The 15,763-nt window shown below is 61.5% G+C and carries 13 protein-coding genes; 6 read left to right on the plus strand and 7 right to left on the minus strand.

The genetic code is table 11. The features are described 5' to 3' along the window. Positions 1 to 69: 69 nt before the first annotated feature. Positions 70 to 222, minus strand: coding sequence for a DUF3309 family protein (locus tag BT199_RS01750; protein WP_003192767.1), 153 nt, complete (start codon positions 220 to 222; stop codon positions 70 to 72). A 329-nt stretch (positions 223 to 551) separates the two neighbouring features. Between BT199_RS01750 and BT199_RS01755 the strand changes: the two genes are divergently transcribed. Together BT199_RS01755 and csrA are read left to right on the plus strand one after the other, a co-directional pair. Next, positions 552 to 1,367 (plus strand): SDR family oxidoreductase, encoded by an 816-nt coding sequence (locus BT199_RS01755; RefSeq protein WP_014719268.1) that lies wholly within the window; start codon positions 552 to 554, stop codon positions 1,365 to 1,367. A 127-nt stretch (positions 1,368 to 1,494) separates the two neighbouring features. After that, the gene (gene csrA, locus BT199_RS01760) at positions 1,495 to 1,698 is read left to right on the plus strand and encodes a carbon storage regulator CsrA (RefSeq protein ID WP_072433735.1); all 204 of its coding nucleotides are present in this window, start codon (positions 1,495 to 1,497) and stop codon (positions 1,696 to 1,698) included. A gap of 10 nt (positions 1,699 to 1,708) precedes the next feature. On the opposite strand, the gene BT199_RS01765 is transcribed toward csrA, so the two are convergent. From BT199_RS01765 to mnmC, 5 genes are all read right to left on the minus strand, one after another. Then, positions 1,709 to 1,936, minus strand: a complete 228-nt coding sequence (locus BT199_RS01765) for a YheU family protein (protein ID WP_003192759.1) — start codon at positions 1,934 to 1,936, stop codon at positions 1,709 to 1,711. A gap of 72 nt (positions 1,937 to 2,008) precedes the next feature. Then, positions 2,009 to 3,193: an osmoprotectant NAGGN system M42 family peptidase gene (locus BT199_RS01770; RefSeq protein ID WP_020302247.1), complete on the minus strand. Its 1,185-nt coding sequence runs from the start codon at positions 3,191 to 3,193 to the stop codon at positions 2,009 to 2,011. 161 nt (positions 3,194 to 3,354) lie between these two features. Then, on the minus strand, positions 3,355 to 5,100 hold the full coding sequence (ngg, locus tag BT199_RS01775; protein ID WP_072433736.1) for an N-acetylglutaminylglutamine synthetase: 1,746 nt from the start codon (positions 5,098 to 5,100) through the stop codon (positions 3,355 to 3,357). A 3-nt stretch (positions 5,101 to 5,103) separates the two neighbouring features. Continuing rightward, the gene (locus BT199_RS01780) at positions 5,104 to 6,876 is read right to left on the minus strand and encodes an N-acetylglutaminylglutamine amidotransferase (RefSeq protein WP_014719264.1); all 1,773 of its coding nucleotides are present in this window, start codon (positions 6,874 to 6,876) and stop codon (positions 5,104 to 5,106) included. Between the two features lie 136 nt (positions 6,877 to 7,012). After that, positions 7,013 to 9,013, minus strand: a complete 2,001-nt coding sequence (gene mnmC / locus BT199_RS01785) for a bifunctional tRNA (5-methylaminomethyl-2-thiouridine)(34)-methyltransferase MnmC2/FAD-dependent 5-carboxymethylaminomethyl-2-thiouridine(34) oxidoreductase MnmC1 (RefSeq protein ID WP_072433737.1) — start codon at positions 9,011 to 9,013, stop codon at positions 7,013 to 7,015. 154 nt (positions 9,014 to 9,167) lie between these two features. Between mnmC and pap the strand changes: the two genes are divergently transcribed. The 3 genes from pap (at position 9,168) to BT199_RS01805 (ending at position 13,666) form a co-directional block, all read left to right on the plus strand. Further along, a complete protein-coding gene (gene pap / locus BT199_RS01790; RefSeq protein WP_072433738.1) occupies positions 9,168 to 10,682 on the plus strand; it encodes a polyphosphate:AMP phosphotransferase in 1,515 nt (504 codons plus the stop codon). A 209-nt stretch (positions 10,683 to 10,891) separates the two neighbouring features. Beyond that, a complete protein-coding gene (locus tag BT199_RS01795; RefSeq protein ID WP_072433739.1) occupies positions 10,892 to 12,076 on the plus strand; it encodes a thiolase family protein in 1,185 nt (394 codons plus the stop codon). A gap of 633 nt (positions 12,077 to 12,709) precedes the next feature. After that, on the plus strand, positions 12,710 to 13,666 hold the full coding sequence (locus tag BT199_RS01805; protein ID WP_072433741.1) for a DMT family transporter: 957 nt from the start codon (positions 12,710 to 12,712) through the stop codon (positions 13,664 to 13,666). Here BT199_RS01805 and BT199_RS01810 read toward each other — a convergent pair. Beyond that, positions 13,663 to 15,045 carry a class II fumarate hydratase gene (locus BT199_RS01810; RefSeq protein ID WP_014719259.1) on the minus strand — a complete coding sequence of 461 codons (1,383 nt, stop codon included), beginning with the start codon at positions 15,043 to 15,045 and terminating at the stop codon, positions 13,663 to 13,665. The two genes, BT199_RS01805 and BT199_RS01810, sit on opposite strands and share 4 nt — an antisense overlap. Before the next feature lie 196 nt (positions 15,046 to 15,241). On the opposite strand from BT199_RS01810, the gene BT199_RS01815 reads away from it, so the two are divergent. After that, the gene (locus BT199_RS01815) at positions 15,242 to 15,760 is read left to right on the plus strand and encodes a DUF2059 domain-containing protein (RefSeq protein WP_014719258.1); all 519 of its coding nucleotides are present in this window, start codon (positions 15,242 to 15,244) and stop codon (positions 15,758 to 15,760) included. The last annotated feature ends 3 nt before the right edge of the window (positions 15,761 to 15,763 follow it).

The raw sequence follows: 15,763 nt of genomic DNA on the forward strand, positions 1-15,763 counted from the left end.
AAGGCCTCTTTTTTTGCTTCTCAATTGTAGGAGCGCTTGCTCGCTCCGACAAACAGCGTAGCGCGGTGTTTATATCTTGCCGAGCAACAACAGCACCAGCAGAACAACCAGTACCACACCCAGGATACCCGACGGTCCATAACCCCAGTTACGCGAGTGCGGGAACACCGGCAGACCACCGACCAGCAGCAGGATCAGGATAATAATCAGAATGAGGCTCATGGTTTTATTCCTTATAGGTTCTTTGCAAAAACCGGCTGTTTAACCGTTGGTTCGTCCATGTACAGTGGGACGCCTTACCCATTCCGACTCTGCCACTTCGTAAAAAATTCATTGTTTTTATAAAACATTTTGATGGGTCGCTTATTTCTTTTAACGCGTGCGCAACTTGAACTAATCAGTTAAAAAAAATTGAACTTAATCTATAGGCACGCCTGCGACCGAGCCCACGGTTTGCCCGGGGCATTCATCACCCTGATGGTGCGTGGGTAGAGCAAAAACCTTCGCTACACTGCCGGTCACTTCTTTCGTGAACCACAAGGCTACCTCCTATGCAAAACCGCATGATGATCACTGGCGCCGGGTCTGGCCTGGGTCGCGAAATCGCTCTGCGCTGGGCCCGTGAAGGCTGGCAGTTGGCGTTGTCTGATGTCAGCGAGCCCGGTTTGCAGGAAACCCTCAAGCAGGTTCGCGAAGCCGGGGGGGATGGCTTTACCCAGCGCTGCGACGTGCGTGACTACAGCCAGCTAACGGCCTTTGCCCAGGCCTGTGAGGTGAAGCTCGGGGGCATCGATGTGATCGTCAATAACGCCGGCGTGGCCTCGGGCGGGTTCTTCGCTGAACTGTCCCTGGAGGATTGGGACTGGCAGATCGCAATCAACCTGATGGGCGTCGTCAAAGGCTGCAAGGCGTTCCTGCCGCTGTTGGAAAAGAGTAAGGGGCGCATCATCAACATCGCGTCAATGGCAGCGCTGATGCAGGGCCCGGCCATGAGCAACTACAACGTGGCCAAGGCGGGTGTGGTGGCGTTATCCGAGAGCCTGTTGGTGGAACTCAAGCAACAGGAAGTGGGCGTGCATGTGGTGTGCCCGTCGTTTTTCCAGACCAACCTGCTCGACTCATTCCGTGGGCCAACCCCAGCCATGAAGGCTCAAGTGGGCAAGTTGCTTGAGAGTTCGCCCATCTCGGCGGCGGATATTGCCGACTACATTTACCAGCGCGTGGCCGAAGGCGAATTCATGATCCTGCCCCACGAGCAAGGCCGCATGGCTTGGGCGTTGAAGCAAAAAAATCCGCAACTGCTGTATGACGAAATGACCCTGATGGCCGACAAGATGCGCGCCAAGGCGCAGGCTGTTAAGGCCTGATTTGGCTGGGGTCTGTCAGGCAAATTACCTACCTGTGTAGGAGATGCCTGATTTGCCCGCAAGCCATTGTCGGTCCAGCGCGAAGGGGGCATGGTCGAGGTCCTGTTACTGGAAAAGGACTACCGCCATGCTGGTCTTAAGCCGTGCTATAGGCGAAGCCATCGCCATTGGCGATGACATCACCGTGCATATCCTTGACGTGAACGGCACTCATGTGAAGTTTGGCATCGAGGCGCCGATGGGCGTCAACGTGTACCGCTCCGAGGTGTACCGCAAGATTCTCAAAGGCGAGGGCCAGGCTACTCATCCCGTGCCGGTGCCCAACCCTTAGGCGCAGCTTTTCAGTCGAACAGATGCTTGGGTACATCGTGCTTGAGCATCAACTGGCATTGCTCGCTCTCGGGGTCGAAGACGATCAGCGCCTGGCCTTTGGTCAGCGCCTGGCGCACGCGCAGCACGCGGGTTTCCAGGGGCGTGTCGTCGCCATTGTCGGTGCCGTCGCGGGTGACGAAGTCTTCGATGAGGCGGGTCAGGGTGTCGACTTCAAGTGCATCGTAGGGAATCAGCATACAAGCCTCAGGTGTCAGGTCCCGGCGATGCTACTGTGCCGGGACCTTTGTTGCCAGTATCAACTCACCGCGTCAGGACTTCTGGCCGACCAGGCTGTCTACCGACGGCACGCGGGTGTCGCTCTCCATTTGCGTTTCATGCTCGATCTGATGACTGAACCGATCCAGTGAGCCCTGGGCCGGTTGCGCATCGCTGGCAAACACCGGCGGGCTGAGGATATAGGCGCCCAATAAGCGGCTCAGGGCGGCGAGGCTGTCGATATGGGTACGCTCGTAACCATGGGTGGCGTCACAACCGAAGGCCAGTAATGCAGTGCGAATGTCATGGCCGGCGGTGACCGCCGAGTGCGCATCGCTGAAGTAATAGCGGAACAGATCGCGGCGTACCGGCAGGTCGTTGTCCGACGCCAGGCGCAGCAAGTGGCGGGACAGGTGATAGTCATAGGGCCCGCCGGAGTCCTGCATGGCCACGCTCACCGCATGTTCGCTGGAGTGCTGGCCGGGGGCGACCGGGGCGATATCGATGCCGACAAACTCACTCACATCCCAAGGCAGGGCGGCCGCTGCGCCACTGCCGGTTTCCTCGGTAATGGTGAACAGCGGGTGGCAGTCGATCAGCAAGGGTTCGCCACTGTCGATGATGGCCTTGAGCGCGGCGAGCAGGGCGGCGACGCCGGCCTTGTCGTCCAGGTGGCGAGCGCTGATATGCCCGCTCTCGGTGAACTCGGGCAGTGGGTCGAACGCCACGTAGTCACCCACACTGATTCCCAGGGAGTCGCAGTCGGCACGCGTGGCGCAGTAGGCGTCCAGGCGCAGCTCGACATGGTCCCAGCTCACCGGCATTTCATCCACGGCGGTGTTGAATGCGTGCCCGGAGGCCATCAGCGGTAATACGCTGCCGCGAATCACGCCGTTGTCGGTGAACAGGCTGACCCGGCTACCTTCGGCAAAGCGGCTCGACCAGCAGCCCACCGGCGCCAGGGTCAGGCGCCCGTTGTCCTTGATCGCACGCACGGCGGCGCCGATGGTGTCCAGGTGGGCGGAGACGGCGCGGTCAGGGCTGTTTTTCTGGCCCTTGAGGGTGGCGCGAATGGTGCCGCGCCGGGTCATTTCAAACGGGATGCCGAGTTCTTCCAGGCGCTCGGCGACGTAGCGCACGATGGTGTCGGTAAAGCCGGTGGGGCTGGGAATGGCGAGCATTTCCAGCAGCACTTTTTGCAGGTACGCGAGATCGGGTTCGGGAATGGTTCGGGTCATGGAAACTCCTGATGAGTTGAGGGCATCGATGGTTTCGATGAGGGGTAGAGCTTCGTTGCCTGTGCCGGCCTCTTCGCGAGCAAGCCCGCTCCCACATTGGAATGCGGTCAACTGTGGGAGCGGGCTTGCTCGCGAAGGCGCCGGTACAGGCGACACATCACTCAGGTAGCCGGCTGACTGTGTGGGAACAACAAATCCACAAACTTCTCAGCCGTGGGTTGCGGTTCATGGTTGGCCAGGCCGGCCCGTTCGTTGGCTTCGATAAACACATACTCTGGCTGGTCGGCCGCAGGTACCATCAGGTCCAGGCCGACCATAGGGATATCCAGGGCACGGGCCGCACGTACGGCTGCATCCACCAGTGTCGGGTGCAGGATCGCCGTGACATCTTCCAGGCAACCCCCGGTGTGCAGGTTGGCGGTGCGTCGCACGGCCAGTTGCACGCCACGGGGCAGGATGCTGTTGTAGTCGTAACCTGCGGCTTTGAGGGTGCGCTCGGTTTCTGCATCCAGCGGGATTTTGCTCTCGCCATCGGTGGCCGCCTGGCGACGACGGCTTTGCGCCTGGATCAACGCGCGAATTGAATGTTGGCCGTCGCCGATCACTTCGGCAGGGCGACGAATCGCAGCCGCGACCACTTCAAAACCGATCACCAGAATCCGCAGGTCCAGGCCTTCGTGGAAGCTTTCCAGCAACACGCGGCTGTCGAACTGGCGCGCCGCTTCGATCGCCTGCTGCACGTCTTCGATGCTGCGCAGATCCACTGCGACGCCATGGCCTTGCTCGCCATCCAGCGGCTTGACCACGATGCGCTGGTGTTCGTCGAGAAACTCCAGGTTGTCGTCAGCACTGCCCGCCAACTGTTGCACCGGCACCTGCAGGCCCGCCGCCTTGAGCACCTTGTGGGTCAGGCTCTTGTCCTGGCACAGGGTCATGCTGATGGCGCTGGTCAGGTCGCTCAGGGACTCACGACAACGCACGCGACGCCCGCCGTGGCTGAGGGTGAACAGGCCCGCATCGGCGTCGTCAACGTGCACATCAATACCGCGTCGGTGGGCTTCTTCGACAATGATGCGCGCGTAAGGGTTGAACTCCGCCTGAGGCCCCGGGCCCAGAAACAGCGGTTGATTGATGCCGTTCTTGCGCTTGATTGCAAAGGTGGTCAACGCCCGAAAGCCGAGCTTGGCGTAAAGGCTCTTGGCCTGGCGGTTATCGTGCAGCACCGACAAGTCCAGGTAGCTCAAGCCTCGGCTCATGAAGTGCTCCACCAAGTGGCGCACCAACACTTCACCGACGCCAGGGCGGGTGCATTGAGGGTCGACGGCCAAACACCAGAGGCTGCAACCGTTCTCCGGGTCGTGGAAGGCCTTGTGATGGTTGAGGCCCATCACGCTGCCAATCACCGCGCCGCTGTCTTCATCTTCGGCCAGCCAGTACACCGGGCCGCCTTGATGACGTGGGGTGAGGCGTTCCGGGTCGATGGGCAGCATCCCGCGGCCCTGGTACAAGTGGTTGACCGCTTGCCAGTCGGCCTCACTCTGTACCCGGCGAATACGAAAGCCGCGAAATACACGGGTGGCCGGGCGGTAGTCGGTGAACCACAGGCGCAGGGTGTCGGACGGGTCGAGGAACAGTTGCTGCGGGTCAATGCCCAGGATTTGCTGGGGCGCTGCCACGTACAGGGCGATATCGCGCTCCCCGGGCTGCTCGTTGAGCAGTTCCTGGGCCAGGCTTGCCGGGTCGGGAAAGGTGTGGCCGATCAACAAACGGCCCCAGCCGCAATGCACGGCAATCGGGTCGGCGGCCAGTGCGCTGCCATCTTCGGCCAGGCGCGCTTGCAGGCGCTCGTAGGTCGGCGCCTGGCCCTTGAGTAAGCGTTGGCTGTAAGCCGCGGCATTCGGTTTCATGGATCAGATTCCTTGTTCGCTCAGCCACAGGTTCAGCGCTGCCAGCTGCCACAGCTTGGAGCCGCGCAGCGGGGTCAATTGGCCTTGTGGGTCGGTGAGCAAGCGGTCGAGCATGGCCGGGTTGAACAGCCCGCGGTCCTGGCTCGGGTCCAGCAGCAACTCGCGCACCCAGTTCAAGGTGTCGCCCTGCAGATGCTTGAGGCCGGGCACGGGGAAGTAGCCTTTCTTGCGGTCGATGACTTCGCTGGGGATCACCCGGCGCGCCGCTTCCTTGAGCACCTGTTTGCCGCCGTCGGGCAGCTTGAACTGGGCCGGCACACGGGCCGACAGTTCTACCAGGCGGTAGTCGAGGAACGGTGTGCGCGCTTCCAGGCCCCAGGCCATGGTCATGTTGTCGACGCGTTTGACCGGGTCGTCCACCAGCATCACCGTGCTGTCCAGACGCAGGGCCTTGTCCACCGCCGCGTCGGCGCCCGGCATTGCAAAGTGCTCGCGCACGAAATCGCCGGCAGCGTCGTTGGCGGTCAGCCATTGGGGCGCGACGGTCGCCGCGTAGTCGTCGTAGCTGCGGTCGAAAAACGCCTCGCGGTAGGCCGCGTACGGGTCGCTGGCACCGTCCACTTGCGGGTACCAGTGGTAACCGGCGAACAGTTCATCGGCGCCCTGGCCGCTCTGCACCACTTTGCAATGCTTGGCCACTTCCCGCGACAGCAGGTAGAAGGCGATGCAGTCATGGCTGACCATCGGCTCGCTCATGGCGCGGAAGGCTGCTGGCAGTTGCTCGATGATCTCGCTTTCGGCGATGCGCAGTTGGTGGTGATGGGTGCCGTAGTGTTTGGCGATCAGGTCTGAGTACTGGAACTCATCGCCACGTTCGCCGCCGGCGTCTTCAAAGCCGATGGAGAAGGTCGACAAATCCTCCACGCCCACTTCACGCAGCAGGCCGACGAGCATGCTCGAATCGACGCCGCCTGACAGCAGCACACCCACATCCACCGCCGCACGTTGGCGGATGGCCACGGCTTCGCGGGTGCTGTCGAGCACGCGGTCGGTCCAGTCTTCCAGGGTCAGGTGTTTTTCGTCCTCATGGGGGCCGTAGGGCAGGGTCCACCAGGTTTTCTGTTCAGTCTTGCCGCTGGCGTCGATGCGCATCCAACTGGCGGGCGGCAGCTTTTCGATGCCGGCCAACAGCGTGCGCGGCGCGGGGACCACGGCGTGGAAATTCAGGTAGTGGTTGAGGGCGACCGGATCGAGGATCGGGTTGATATCCCCACCCTTGAGCAACGCTGGCAACGCCGAGGCGAAACGCAGGCGCTGGCCGGTGCGCGACAGGTACAAGGGCTTCACACCGAGACGGTCACGAGCGATGAACAGACGCTGGGCATCACGCTCCCAGATGGCGAAAGCGAACATGCCGTTGAGCTTGGGCAGCAGCGCTTCGCCCCAGGCGTGATAACCCTTGAGCAACACTTCGGTGTCGCCACCGGAATAGAAGGCGTAACCCAGGGCTTCCAGCTCTTGGCGCAGCTCCGGGAAATTATAGATAGCGCCATTGAACGCCAGGGACAGCCCCAGATGGGCGTCGACCATCGGTTGGGCAGAGCCGTCCGACAGGTCCATGATCTTCAGGCGGCGGTGGCCCAGTGCAATCGGCCCTTGGGCATGAAAGCCCCAGGCGTCGGGGCCTCGGGGGGCGAGGTGATGGGTGATGCGTTCTACGGCTGCCAGGTCGGCAGGTTGATGATCAAAGCGTAACTCGCCAGCTAGTCCACACATAAGTTCCTTACCGGTTTTTCCGTTGGGGAGGGGTCAACACTCAATACGCCCAAAAGGGCGCGTACCCAGAAACTGACCCAGTGCTATGCGTGGAGTTTTAGACCGATAAGTTATAAGCCAGATCGCCGCCTTGCCTTTAATCCGGCTTTTTTTGTGCAGCGCCCTGGCCTCGCACCAGCGCGCGCAGGGCAAATCGATTGGGGTGGCAAGCCTCGGCCACGCTGGTGGGCACGGGCAGGGGCTCATCACTCAGCCACGCAGCCAATAGTTCGCCGCACAACGGCGCGGTGATCAATCCACGCGAGCCATGGCCGCTGTTGAGAAACAGCCCCGGCAGCCACGGACATGGCGTTTGCGGCACTTGCCGCGCGTCTTTGCCCAGTACCGCATAAGCCTGCTCAAACGCCGCATGGTCAGCCAGTGGCCCAACGATGGGCAGGTAGTCGGGGCTGGTACAACGAAACGCGGCACGGCCCTCCAGCTGTTCGGGTGTCAAGCGATCAGCACCCAGGCGTTGCAGCAGGTCGGTAGAAATCTCACCCAGCATCTGCAGGTTGCCATGGTGTTCGGCGGGCGTGGGCGTGAGGTCTTGATTGTTGAAGTCGAAACTCGCGCCCAGGGTGTGTTCGCCAAGCCGGGCCGGCGCGACGTAGCCTTCGGCACAGACCACCGTGGCCAGCGCTTTACTCGCGCAGGTTTGCGCCAGCCGAGTGATCTGCCCACGGATGCGCTTGAGCGGTATGTCTGCACTGAAGGGGAAACGCTTGATCTCCGCAGCCCCGGCGAGCACCACGACACTGGCGCTGGCCAATACGCGGTCACCGGCGCGGGCTTGCCATTGGTCGTCGAGCCGGCGCAGTTCCAGGGCCTCGTGGTGGGTGAGCACTTCAATCAGTGGATGTTTCGCCTGCCACTGGCACAGCGCGGGCGGATGCACCCAACCGCCCTGTGGAAAAAACAACCCGCCGTGGGCCAGTTCGATTCCCGCCTTTTGCTGCGCTTGCTCGCGGTCCAGCAGATGCAGCAGGTCCGGAGCAAAGGCGTTTGCCAATTGAGCCTGACGCTGGGTTTCTTTAGCGTCAAACGCCAGTTGCAACACGCCACAGCCGTCCCAATCGACACCTCGGTGCAAGTGTTCCAGCAGGCGTCGGGTGTGGCCAAAACCGCTGACTATCAGTTGGGACAAGGCCGTGCCATGGGCCGAAAGCTTGAGGTACAACACACCCTGTGGGTTGCCCGAAGCTTCCTGTGCCAGGCCGGCATGGCGCTCCAGAAGGCTGACACGCCAACCCCGGGCGGCCAGGCTGGCGGCGGTCGCGCAACCGGCCAGGCCACCGCCGATGACCAGGGCATGACGTTCTCCCTCGATGGCGGGTGGCCGGGCGAACCAGGGTTTACGTGGGGCCGGCGCGGGTAAGCCGGCGGGCCAACCGACAAACTCCCCACGCAGGATCTCCCACTTATGGCCGATGCCTGGCGTGCGTTTCATCTTGAACCCGGCGGCATTGATCAACCGCCTTACCCAGCCGGTGCTGGTGAAGGTGCTGATGGTCGAGCCCGGTGCCGCCAGGCGCGCCAGTTGGGCGAACAGCTCAGCGGTCCACATGTCGGGGTTTTTCGCCGGGGCGAACCCGTCGAGAAACCACGCATCGACCTGGGCGTCCAGTTGCGGCAACTGTTCCAGCGCATCACCGATCAACAGGGTCAGGGTCACACGGCCATTGTCCAGTACCAGGCGCTGGAAACCCTGGTGGATGGCAATGTATTGCGTCAGCAGTTGCTCGGCCAAGGGTTGCAGTTCGGGCCAGAGGGCGAGGGCGCGTTGCAGGTCGGCATGGCTGAGGGGGTACTTTTCCACGCTGACAAAGTGCAGCCGCGCACCGGCGACTGCGTGCTGTTCGAACAACTGCCAGGCGCAGAGGAAGTTCAAACCGGTGCCGAAGCCGGTCTCGCCAATCACCAGGCGCCCACCTGTGGGCAAGGCGGCGAAGCGTTCCTGCAAGCGGTTCTGCTCCAGGAACACGTAGCGGGTTTCTTCCAGGCCCGACTGGTCGGAAAAATACACGTCGTCGAATACCCGCGAATGCGGGCGGCCTTGATCATCCCAGTCGAGCTGGGCGTGGGTGATGGGGTTCATGGCGGCTCATAAAATGAAAGCGGGCAAAGGCAAGGCGGCCATTCTAGCCGATCAACAGGCGTTGAATTGATCCATGGCAAGGCTGGGTTGTATTTCCTTGCGCGTGTCTTGGCCCAATCCGCTAGTCTTGAGCCATCTTGAAACGGAGCTGCCCATGTTCGAATCCGCCGAAATCGGTCACGCCATCGACAAAGACACCTACGACGCCGAAGTGCCGGCCCTGCGTGAAGCCTTGCTGGAAGTTCAGTACGAGCTGCAACAGCAGAAGCGCTTCCCGGTGATCATCCTCATCAACGGCATCGAGGGCGCGGGCAAGGGTGAAACCGTCAAGCTGCTCAATGAATGGATGGACCCGCGCCTGATCGAAGTGCGCACCTTCGACCAGCAGACCGACGAAGAACTGGCGCGCCCACCGGCCTGGCGCTACTGGCGGCAACTGCCGGCCAAGGGCCGCATGGGCATTTTCTTCGGCAACTGGTACAGCCAGATGCTCCAAGGCCGCGTGCATGGGCAGATTAAGGATGCGCGGCTGGACCAGGCCATCGCCGGCGCCGAACGTCTGGAAAAGATGCTCTGCGATGAAGGTGCGCTGATCTTCAAGTTCTGGTTCCACCTGTCAAAAAAACAGATGAAGGCGCGCCTCAAGGCTCTGGCCGACGACCCGCTGCACAGCTGGCGCATCAGCCCATTGGACTGGCAGCAGTCCAGGACCTACGACAAGTTCGTACATTTCGGTGAGCGGGTGCTGCGCCGCACTAGCCGCGATTACGCGCCGTGGCATGTGATCGAAGGCGTCGACCCCCATTACCGTGGGCTGACCGTGGGCAAGATCCTGCTCGATGGGCTGCAAAGTGCCTTGAAGCAGGCCAAGGTCAAGGCCAGCGGCATGAACCCGGCGCCGTTGCTTGCCTCGGTGGACCAAAAGAGCCTGCTCGACAGCCTCGACATGACCCTGCGCCTGGACAAGGATGATTACGAGGAACAACTGATTACCGAACAGGCGCGCTTCTCTGGGCTGATGCGCGACAAACGCATGCGCAAGCACGCGTTGGTGAGTGTATTCGAGGGCAACGACGCGGCAGGCAAGGGCGGGGCGATCCGCCGTGTGGCGGCAGCACTGGACCCACGCCAGTACCACATCGTGCCGATTGCCGCGCCCAGCGAAGACGAACGGGCCCAGCCTTATCTGTGGCGGTTCTGGCAGAAGATCCCGGCGCGCGGCATGTTCACCGTGTTTGACCGTTCTTGGTACGGTCGCGTGCTGGTGGAGCGCATCGAAGGCTTCTGTACCCCAGCAGACTGGATGCGCGCCTATGGCGAGATCAATGACTTCGAAGAGCAACTGCGCGATGCGGGCGTGATCGTGGTCAAGTTCTGGCTGGCCATCGACAAGGAGACGCAGCTGGAACGCTTCCAGGCCCGTGAAGAAATCCCCTTCAAGCGCTTCAAGATTACTGAAGACGACTGGCGCAATCGCGACAAGTGGGACGACTACCGCGCGGCGGTGGGCGACATGGTTGACCGCACCAGCACCGAGGTGGCGCCTTGGACCCTGGTAGAAGCTAACGACAAACGCTGGGCGCGGGTCAAGGTGCTGCGCACCATCAACCGTGCGCTGGAAGAGGCGTTTGATAAAACCGACAAGCACGACAAAAAGAAAAAGAAATAGCCTGTAGGAGCGAGCTTGCTCGCGAAAAACGTCAACGATAACGCGTGCTTCCTGAGTGAACGCGGCGCCTATTAGTTTTTCGCGAGCAAGCTCGCTCCTACAGAGAACCATAGAGGCCCCATGCTTTTGCATCCACGCAGTGAATGATCATCGCGGTCGGCCTGGCCCGGCTCTATCCTCGATCCACAACCACAAGATTGAGGTAGCCCATGCGTGAAGTAGTGATCGTCGACAGCGTGCGAACCGGCCTGGCCAAGTCCTTTCGCGGCAAGTTCAACCAGACCCGCCCCGATGACATGGCGGCCCATTGTGTCAATGCGCTGCTGGCCCGCAACGGTATCGACCCTGCGACGGTAGAAGACTGCATCGTCGGTGCCGGCTCCAACGAAGGCGCCCAGGGCTATAACATCGGGCGTAACGTGGCGGTGCTCTCGCAACTGGGCACCGGTACGGCGGGCATGACCCTCAACCGTTTCTGTTCGTCGGGCTTGCAGGCGATTGCCATTGCCGCCAACCAGATCGCTTCGGGCTGCAGCGACATCATTGTTGCCGGTGGCGTGGAGTCCATCAGCCTGACCATGAAGAGCGTCAACACCGATAACCTGATCAACCCGTTGCTTAAAGAACAGGTGCCGGGCATTTACTTCCCCATGGGCCAGACCGCCGAAATTGTTGCGCGCCGCTATCACGTCAGCCGCGAAGACCAGGATCTTTACGCGCTGCAAAGCCAGCAGCGCACCGCCCAGGCCCAGGCTGATGGCTTGTTCAACGATGAAATCGTGCCGATGGCGGTCAAGTACAAGGTCGAGGACAAGAACACTGGCACGGTGCAGATCCTGGATGGCGTGGTCGACCGTGACGACTGCAACCGCCCGGACACCACCCTGGCCAGCCTCAGCGGCCTGAAGCCGGTATTTGCCGAGGATGGCTCGGTAACGGCAGGTAACTCCTCGCAGCTTTCCGACGGTGCGTCGATGACCCTGGTGATGAGCATGGAAAAAGCCTTGGCATTGGGGCTCAAGCCCAAGGCGTTCTTCCGTGGCTTTACCGTGGCCGGTTGCGAGCCGGATGAAATGGGCATTGGCCCGGTGTTCTCGGTGCCCAAGTTGCTCAAGGCCAAGGGTTTGCAGGTGGCGGATATCGACGTGTGGGAACTCAATGAAGCCTTTGCTTCCCAGTGCCTTTACGCACGCAATCGCTTGGAGATCGATAATGCCAAATACAATGTCAACGGCGGCTCGATTTCCATCGGGCACCCGTTCGGCATGACCGGCTCGCGGCAGGTGGGGCACCTGGTGCGCGAGCTGCAACGGCGCAACCTGCGTTACGGGATTGTCACCATGTGCGTGGGGGGCGGGATGGGCGCCACCGGACTCTTCGAAGCCGTACGCTGATTGCGGTTGGAACAGCGCCAGTGTGGGAGGGCTAATGTGGGAGCTGGCTTGCCTGCGATGACGGCCTACTAGCCGATACTTCTCTCCCTGACACCCCACAACCCAACTGTGGGAGCGGGCCTGCTCGCGAAGGCGGCCTGGCAGGCGACACTGTAATAGCGAGTACATATCCATTTCTGCGGTAACGGCCACCTAGGGTTCCGCCTGACGGCGGGTCACTTTGGAAAAGCCCCAAAGTAACCAAAGGGCTCTTGCCCCACCACTCGGCACCTCGCCTAGGCTCGGTGTGCCCGAACGCAGGCTTGAATCCGTGGGCCGCCGCCACACGCCATCCATGGCGCGGGGCGGCTAACCCGGCGTCCTGCCGGGTTACCCACGAATTCAAACCTGCGTTCGGCCAGCGTGGTTTAACGGGGCGCTTAAGATCAAAATCAAAAGCAGATCAAGAGCCAGATCAAGAGCGGCTCGCTTCGCATCGTGGTTACCGTTGGCTGCAACAACCTATGAAATTTATATAGATGCCTATGGCCATCGCTTGCAAGCCAGCTCCCCCATTCAAGACTGTGACGTATCCGAACTCAGTGACTTGCCCCTAGAATGCCTGCTCCACTTCCTCTGGCATCTGGGGCACTCATGCACATCTCTTCCGGCCGCTGGGTCTACGGTTTTTTCCTGACCCTGCTGACCGCGTTTCTGTGGGGCATTCTCCCGATCAAGCTCAAGCAAGTGTTGCAGGTGATGGACCCGATCACTGTGACTTGGTTTCGCCTCATGGTAGCGGGCACGTGCCTGTTCGTTTACCTGGCCGCCACCAAACGCCTGCCCAGCCGCAAAGTGCTTGGCCCCAAGGGTGGGTGGCTGGTGGGCATGGCGGTGTGTGGCCTGGTGGGCAACTACGTGTTGTACCTGGTTGGGCTGAAAATGCTCAGCCCGGGCACGGCGCAGTTGGTGGTGCAGATGGGGCCGATCTTTCTGATGGTAGCCAGTGTGTTTGTGTTCAAGGAGCGCTTCAGCCTGGGGCAGGGGGTGGGGCTGATGGTGCTGATCGCAGGCTTTGGCTTGTTCTTCAATCAACGTCTGGTGGAATTGCTGACGTCCATGGGCACCTACACCGCCGGTGTGCTGACGATCCTGCTCGCCACCACCATCTGGGTGTTCTATGCACTGGGTCAGAAGCAGTTGCTGACGGTGTGGAATTCGCTGCAGGTGATGATGGTGATCTATCTGTCGTGCGCGCTGTTGCTCACCCCTTGGGCACATCCGCTGGAGGCGTTGCAGTTGAGCCCGCTGCAAGGCTGGCTGCTGCTGGCGTGCTGCATGAATACGCTGGTGGCCTACGGCGCATTTGCCGAAGCCCTGGCGCATTGGGAAGCTTCGCGGGTCAGTGCAACCCTGGCGTTGACGCCCCTGGTGACCTTCGTAGCCGTGGCGGTAGCGGCGTGGCTGTGGCCGGACTATGTGCAAGCCGAAGAGATCAATGCCTTGGGGTATGTGGGGGCTTTGGTGGTGGTGACTGGCTCGGCGATGGTGGCGCTGGCGCCTTCGCTGCTCGCCGGGCTCAGGGCCCGGCGGCTGCGGATGTCAGTTTAGGCGCCGAGCATGTTTTCCGGGCGCACCCACTGGTCAAACTCGGCATCGGTAAGATAGCCGAGTTCCAGTGCAGCCTCACGCAGTGTCAGCCCTTCGGCGTAAGCCTTCTTGGCGATCTCGGCCGACTTGTCGTAGCCGATATGCGGGTTGAGTGCAGTGACCAGCATCAGCCCGCGTTCCAGGTGCTGGGCCATTTGCTCGGCGTCGGGTTCGAGGCCGGCAATGCAATGCTCCTGGAAATTGTTGCAGCCATCGGCCAGCAGGCGGATCGACTCCAGCAGGTTGTGGATGATCACCGGCTTGTACACGTTCAACTGCAAGTGCCCTTGGCTGGCGGCCATGCCGATGGTCACGTCGTTGCCCAGTACCTGGCAGGCCAGCATCGACAGCGCTTCGCACTGGGTCGGATTGACCTTGCCGGGCATGATCGAACTGCCCGGTTCGTTGGCCGGCAACTTGACTTCGGCCAGCCCGGCGCGAGGGCCCGAACCCAGCAGGCGCAGGTCGTTGGCGATTTTCATCAGCGCCACGGCCAGAGTTTTCAGCGCGCCGTGCAGGGTCACCAGCGGCTCATGGCCGGAGAGGGCGGCGAATTTGTTCGGCGCGGTCACAAAGGGTAAACCCGACAACGCGGCCAGTTCGGAAGCAATCGCCTCGCCAAAGCCATGAGGGGCATTGAGGCCGGTGCCGACGGCAGTGCCGCCCTGGGCCAGCTCGCACACCGCGGGCAGGGCGCTGCGGATCGCACGCTCGGCGTAATCGAGCTGGGCGATAAACGCCGAAAGCTCCTGGCCGAAGGTGATCGGCGTGGCATCCATCATGTGGGTACGGCCGGTCTTGACCAGCTTCATATGCCGCGCGGCCAATTCCGCCAGGCCACCGGACAAGGTGGCGATCGCCGGCAGCAGTTGCTTGTTCACCGCTTGCACCGCAGCAATGCTCATGGCAGTAGGGAAGCAGTCGTTGGAACTCTGGGAACGGTTGACGTGATCGTTGGGGTGCACCGGGCTCTTGCCGCCGCGGTTGTTGCCGGCCAGTTCGTTGGCGCGGCCAGCGATCACTTCGTTGGCGTTCATGTTGCTCTGGGTGCCACTGCCGGTCTGCCAGACCACCAGCGGGAACTGGTCGTCGTGCTGGCCGTCCAGAACCTCGTCGGCAGCTTGCTCGATCAGGCGGGCAATATCGGCGGGCAGGTCGCCGTTACGGTCGTTGACCCGCGCCGCAGCCTTCTTGATCAAGGCCAAGGCATGCAATACCGCCAGCGGCATGCGCTGCTCGCCAATCGCGAAATTGACCAGCGAACGTTGGGTTTGCGCGCCCCAATAGGCGTCATCAGGGACCTGTACTTCCCCTAGGCTGTCGGTTTCGATACGGCTCATCGGTCACCCTCCTTATCCAGTCGTGATTGGTCAGTTTAGGCCCTGGCGGCCAGCGTGGGTTCCCTAAAAGCGCATTTGTGCCCTCGTGCCCCGTGAAACCAGGGCTTGCCGAGGGGTGGGGTTGAGCCGCGAGGTTTTTTAGGCGCAGAATGGTCGCCCTTGGGGTCTTACCTCGCCTGCTAGAAAAGGAAACTCGATGACTCGTCTTCGTGCCATCTGTACCGCGGTTGCTCTGGTTTGCGCCAGCGGCCAGGTTCTTGCCGATACCGCCAGCCACAACGCCAGTGCCGAAGCCTTCCTTACCCTGGCCCATGCTGACAAGCTGGGGACCCCGGTGTACATGCAAGTGCAGCAAATGTTCGCCCAGCGTTTCGAACAGACCAAGGCGCCTGCCGCCAAGCAGTCCGTACTGGACAGCTACCAGGCCAAGGCCAACGCCGCTCTGGACCAGGCCATCGGCTGGCCGAAGCTCAAGCCCGACATGGTCAAGCTCTACACCACCAACTTCAGCGAATCCGAGCTCAAGGACCTGGTAGCGTTCTACCAGTCGCCACTTGGCAAGAAAGTCCTGGAAAAAATGCCCCAGCTGACCCAGCAGTCGGCCCAGATGACCCAGGCCAAGCTGGAAAGCGCCGTACCGGTGGTGAACAAGCTGTTGGAAGACATGACCAACGAGCTGGCGCCAAAAGCCGCCGCACCGGCCAAGAAGAAGTAAGCA

Origin of the sequence: Pseudomonas sp. NFR02 (assembly GCF_900119375.1) — a bacterium.
Classification (GTDB): Bacteria; Pseudomonadota; Gammaproteobacteria; order Pseudomonadales; family Pseudomonadaceae; genus Aquipseudomonas; species Aquipseudomonas paracarnis.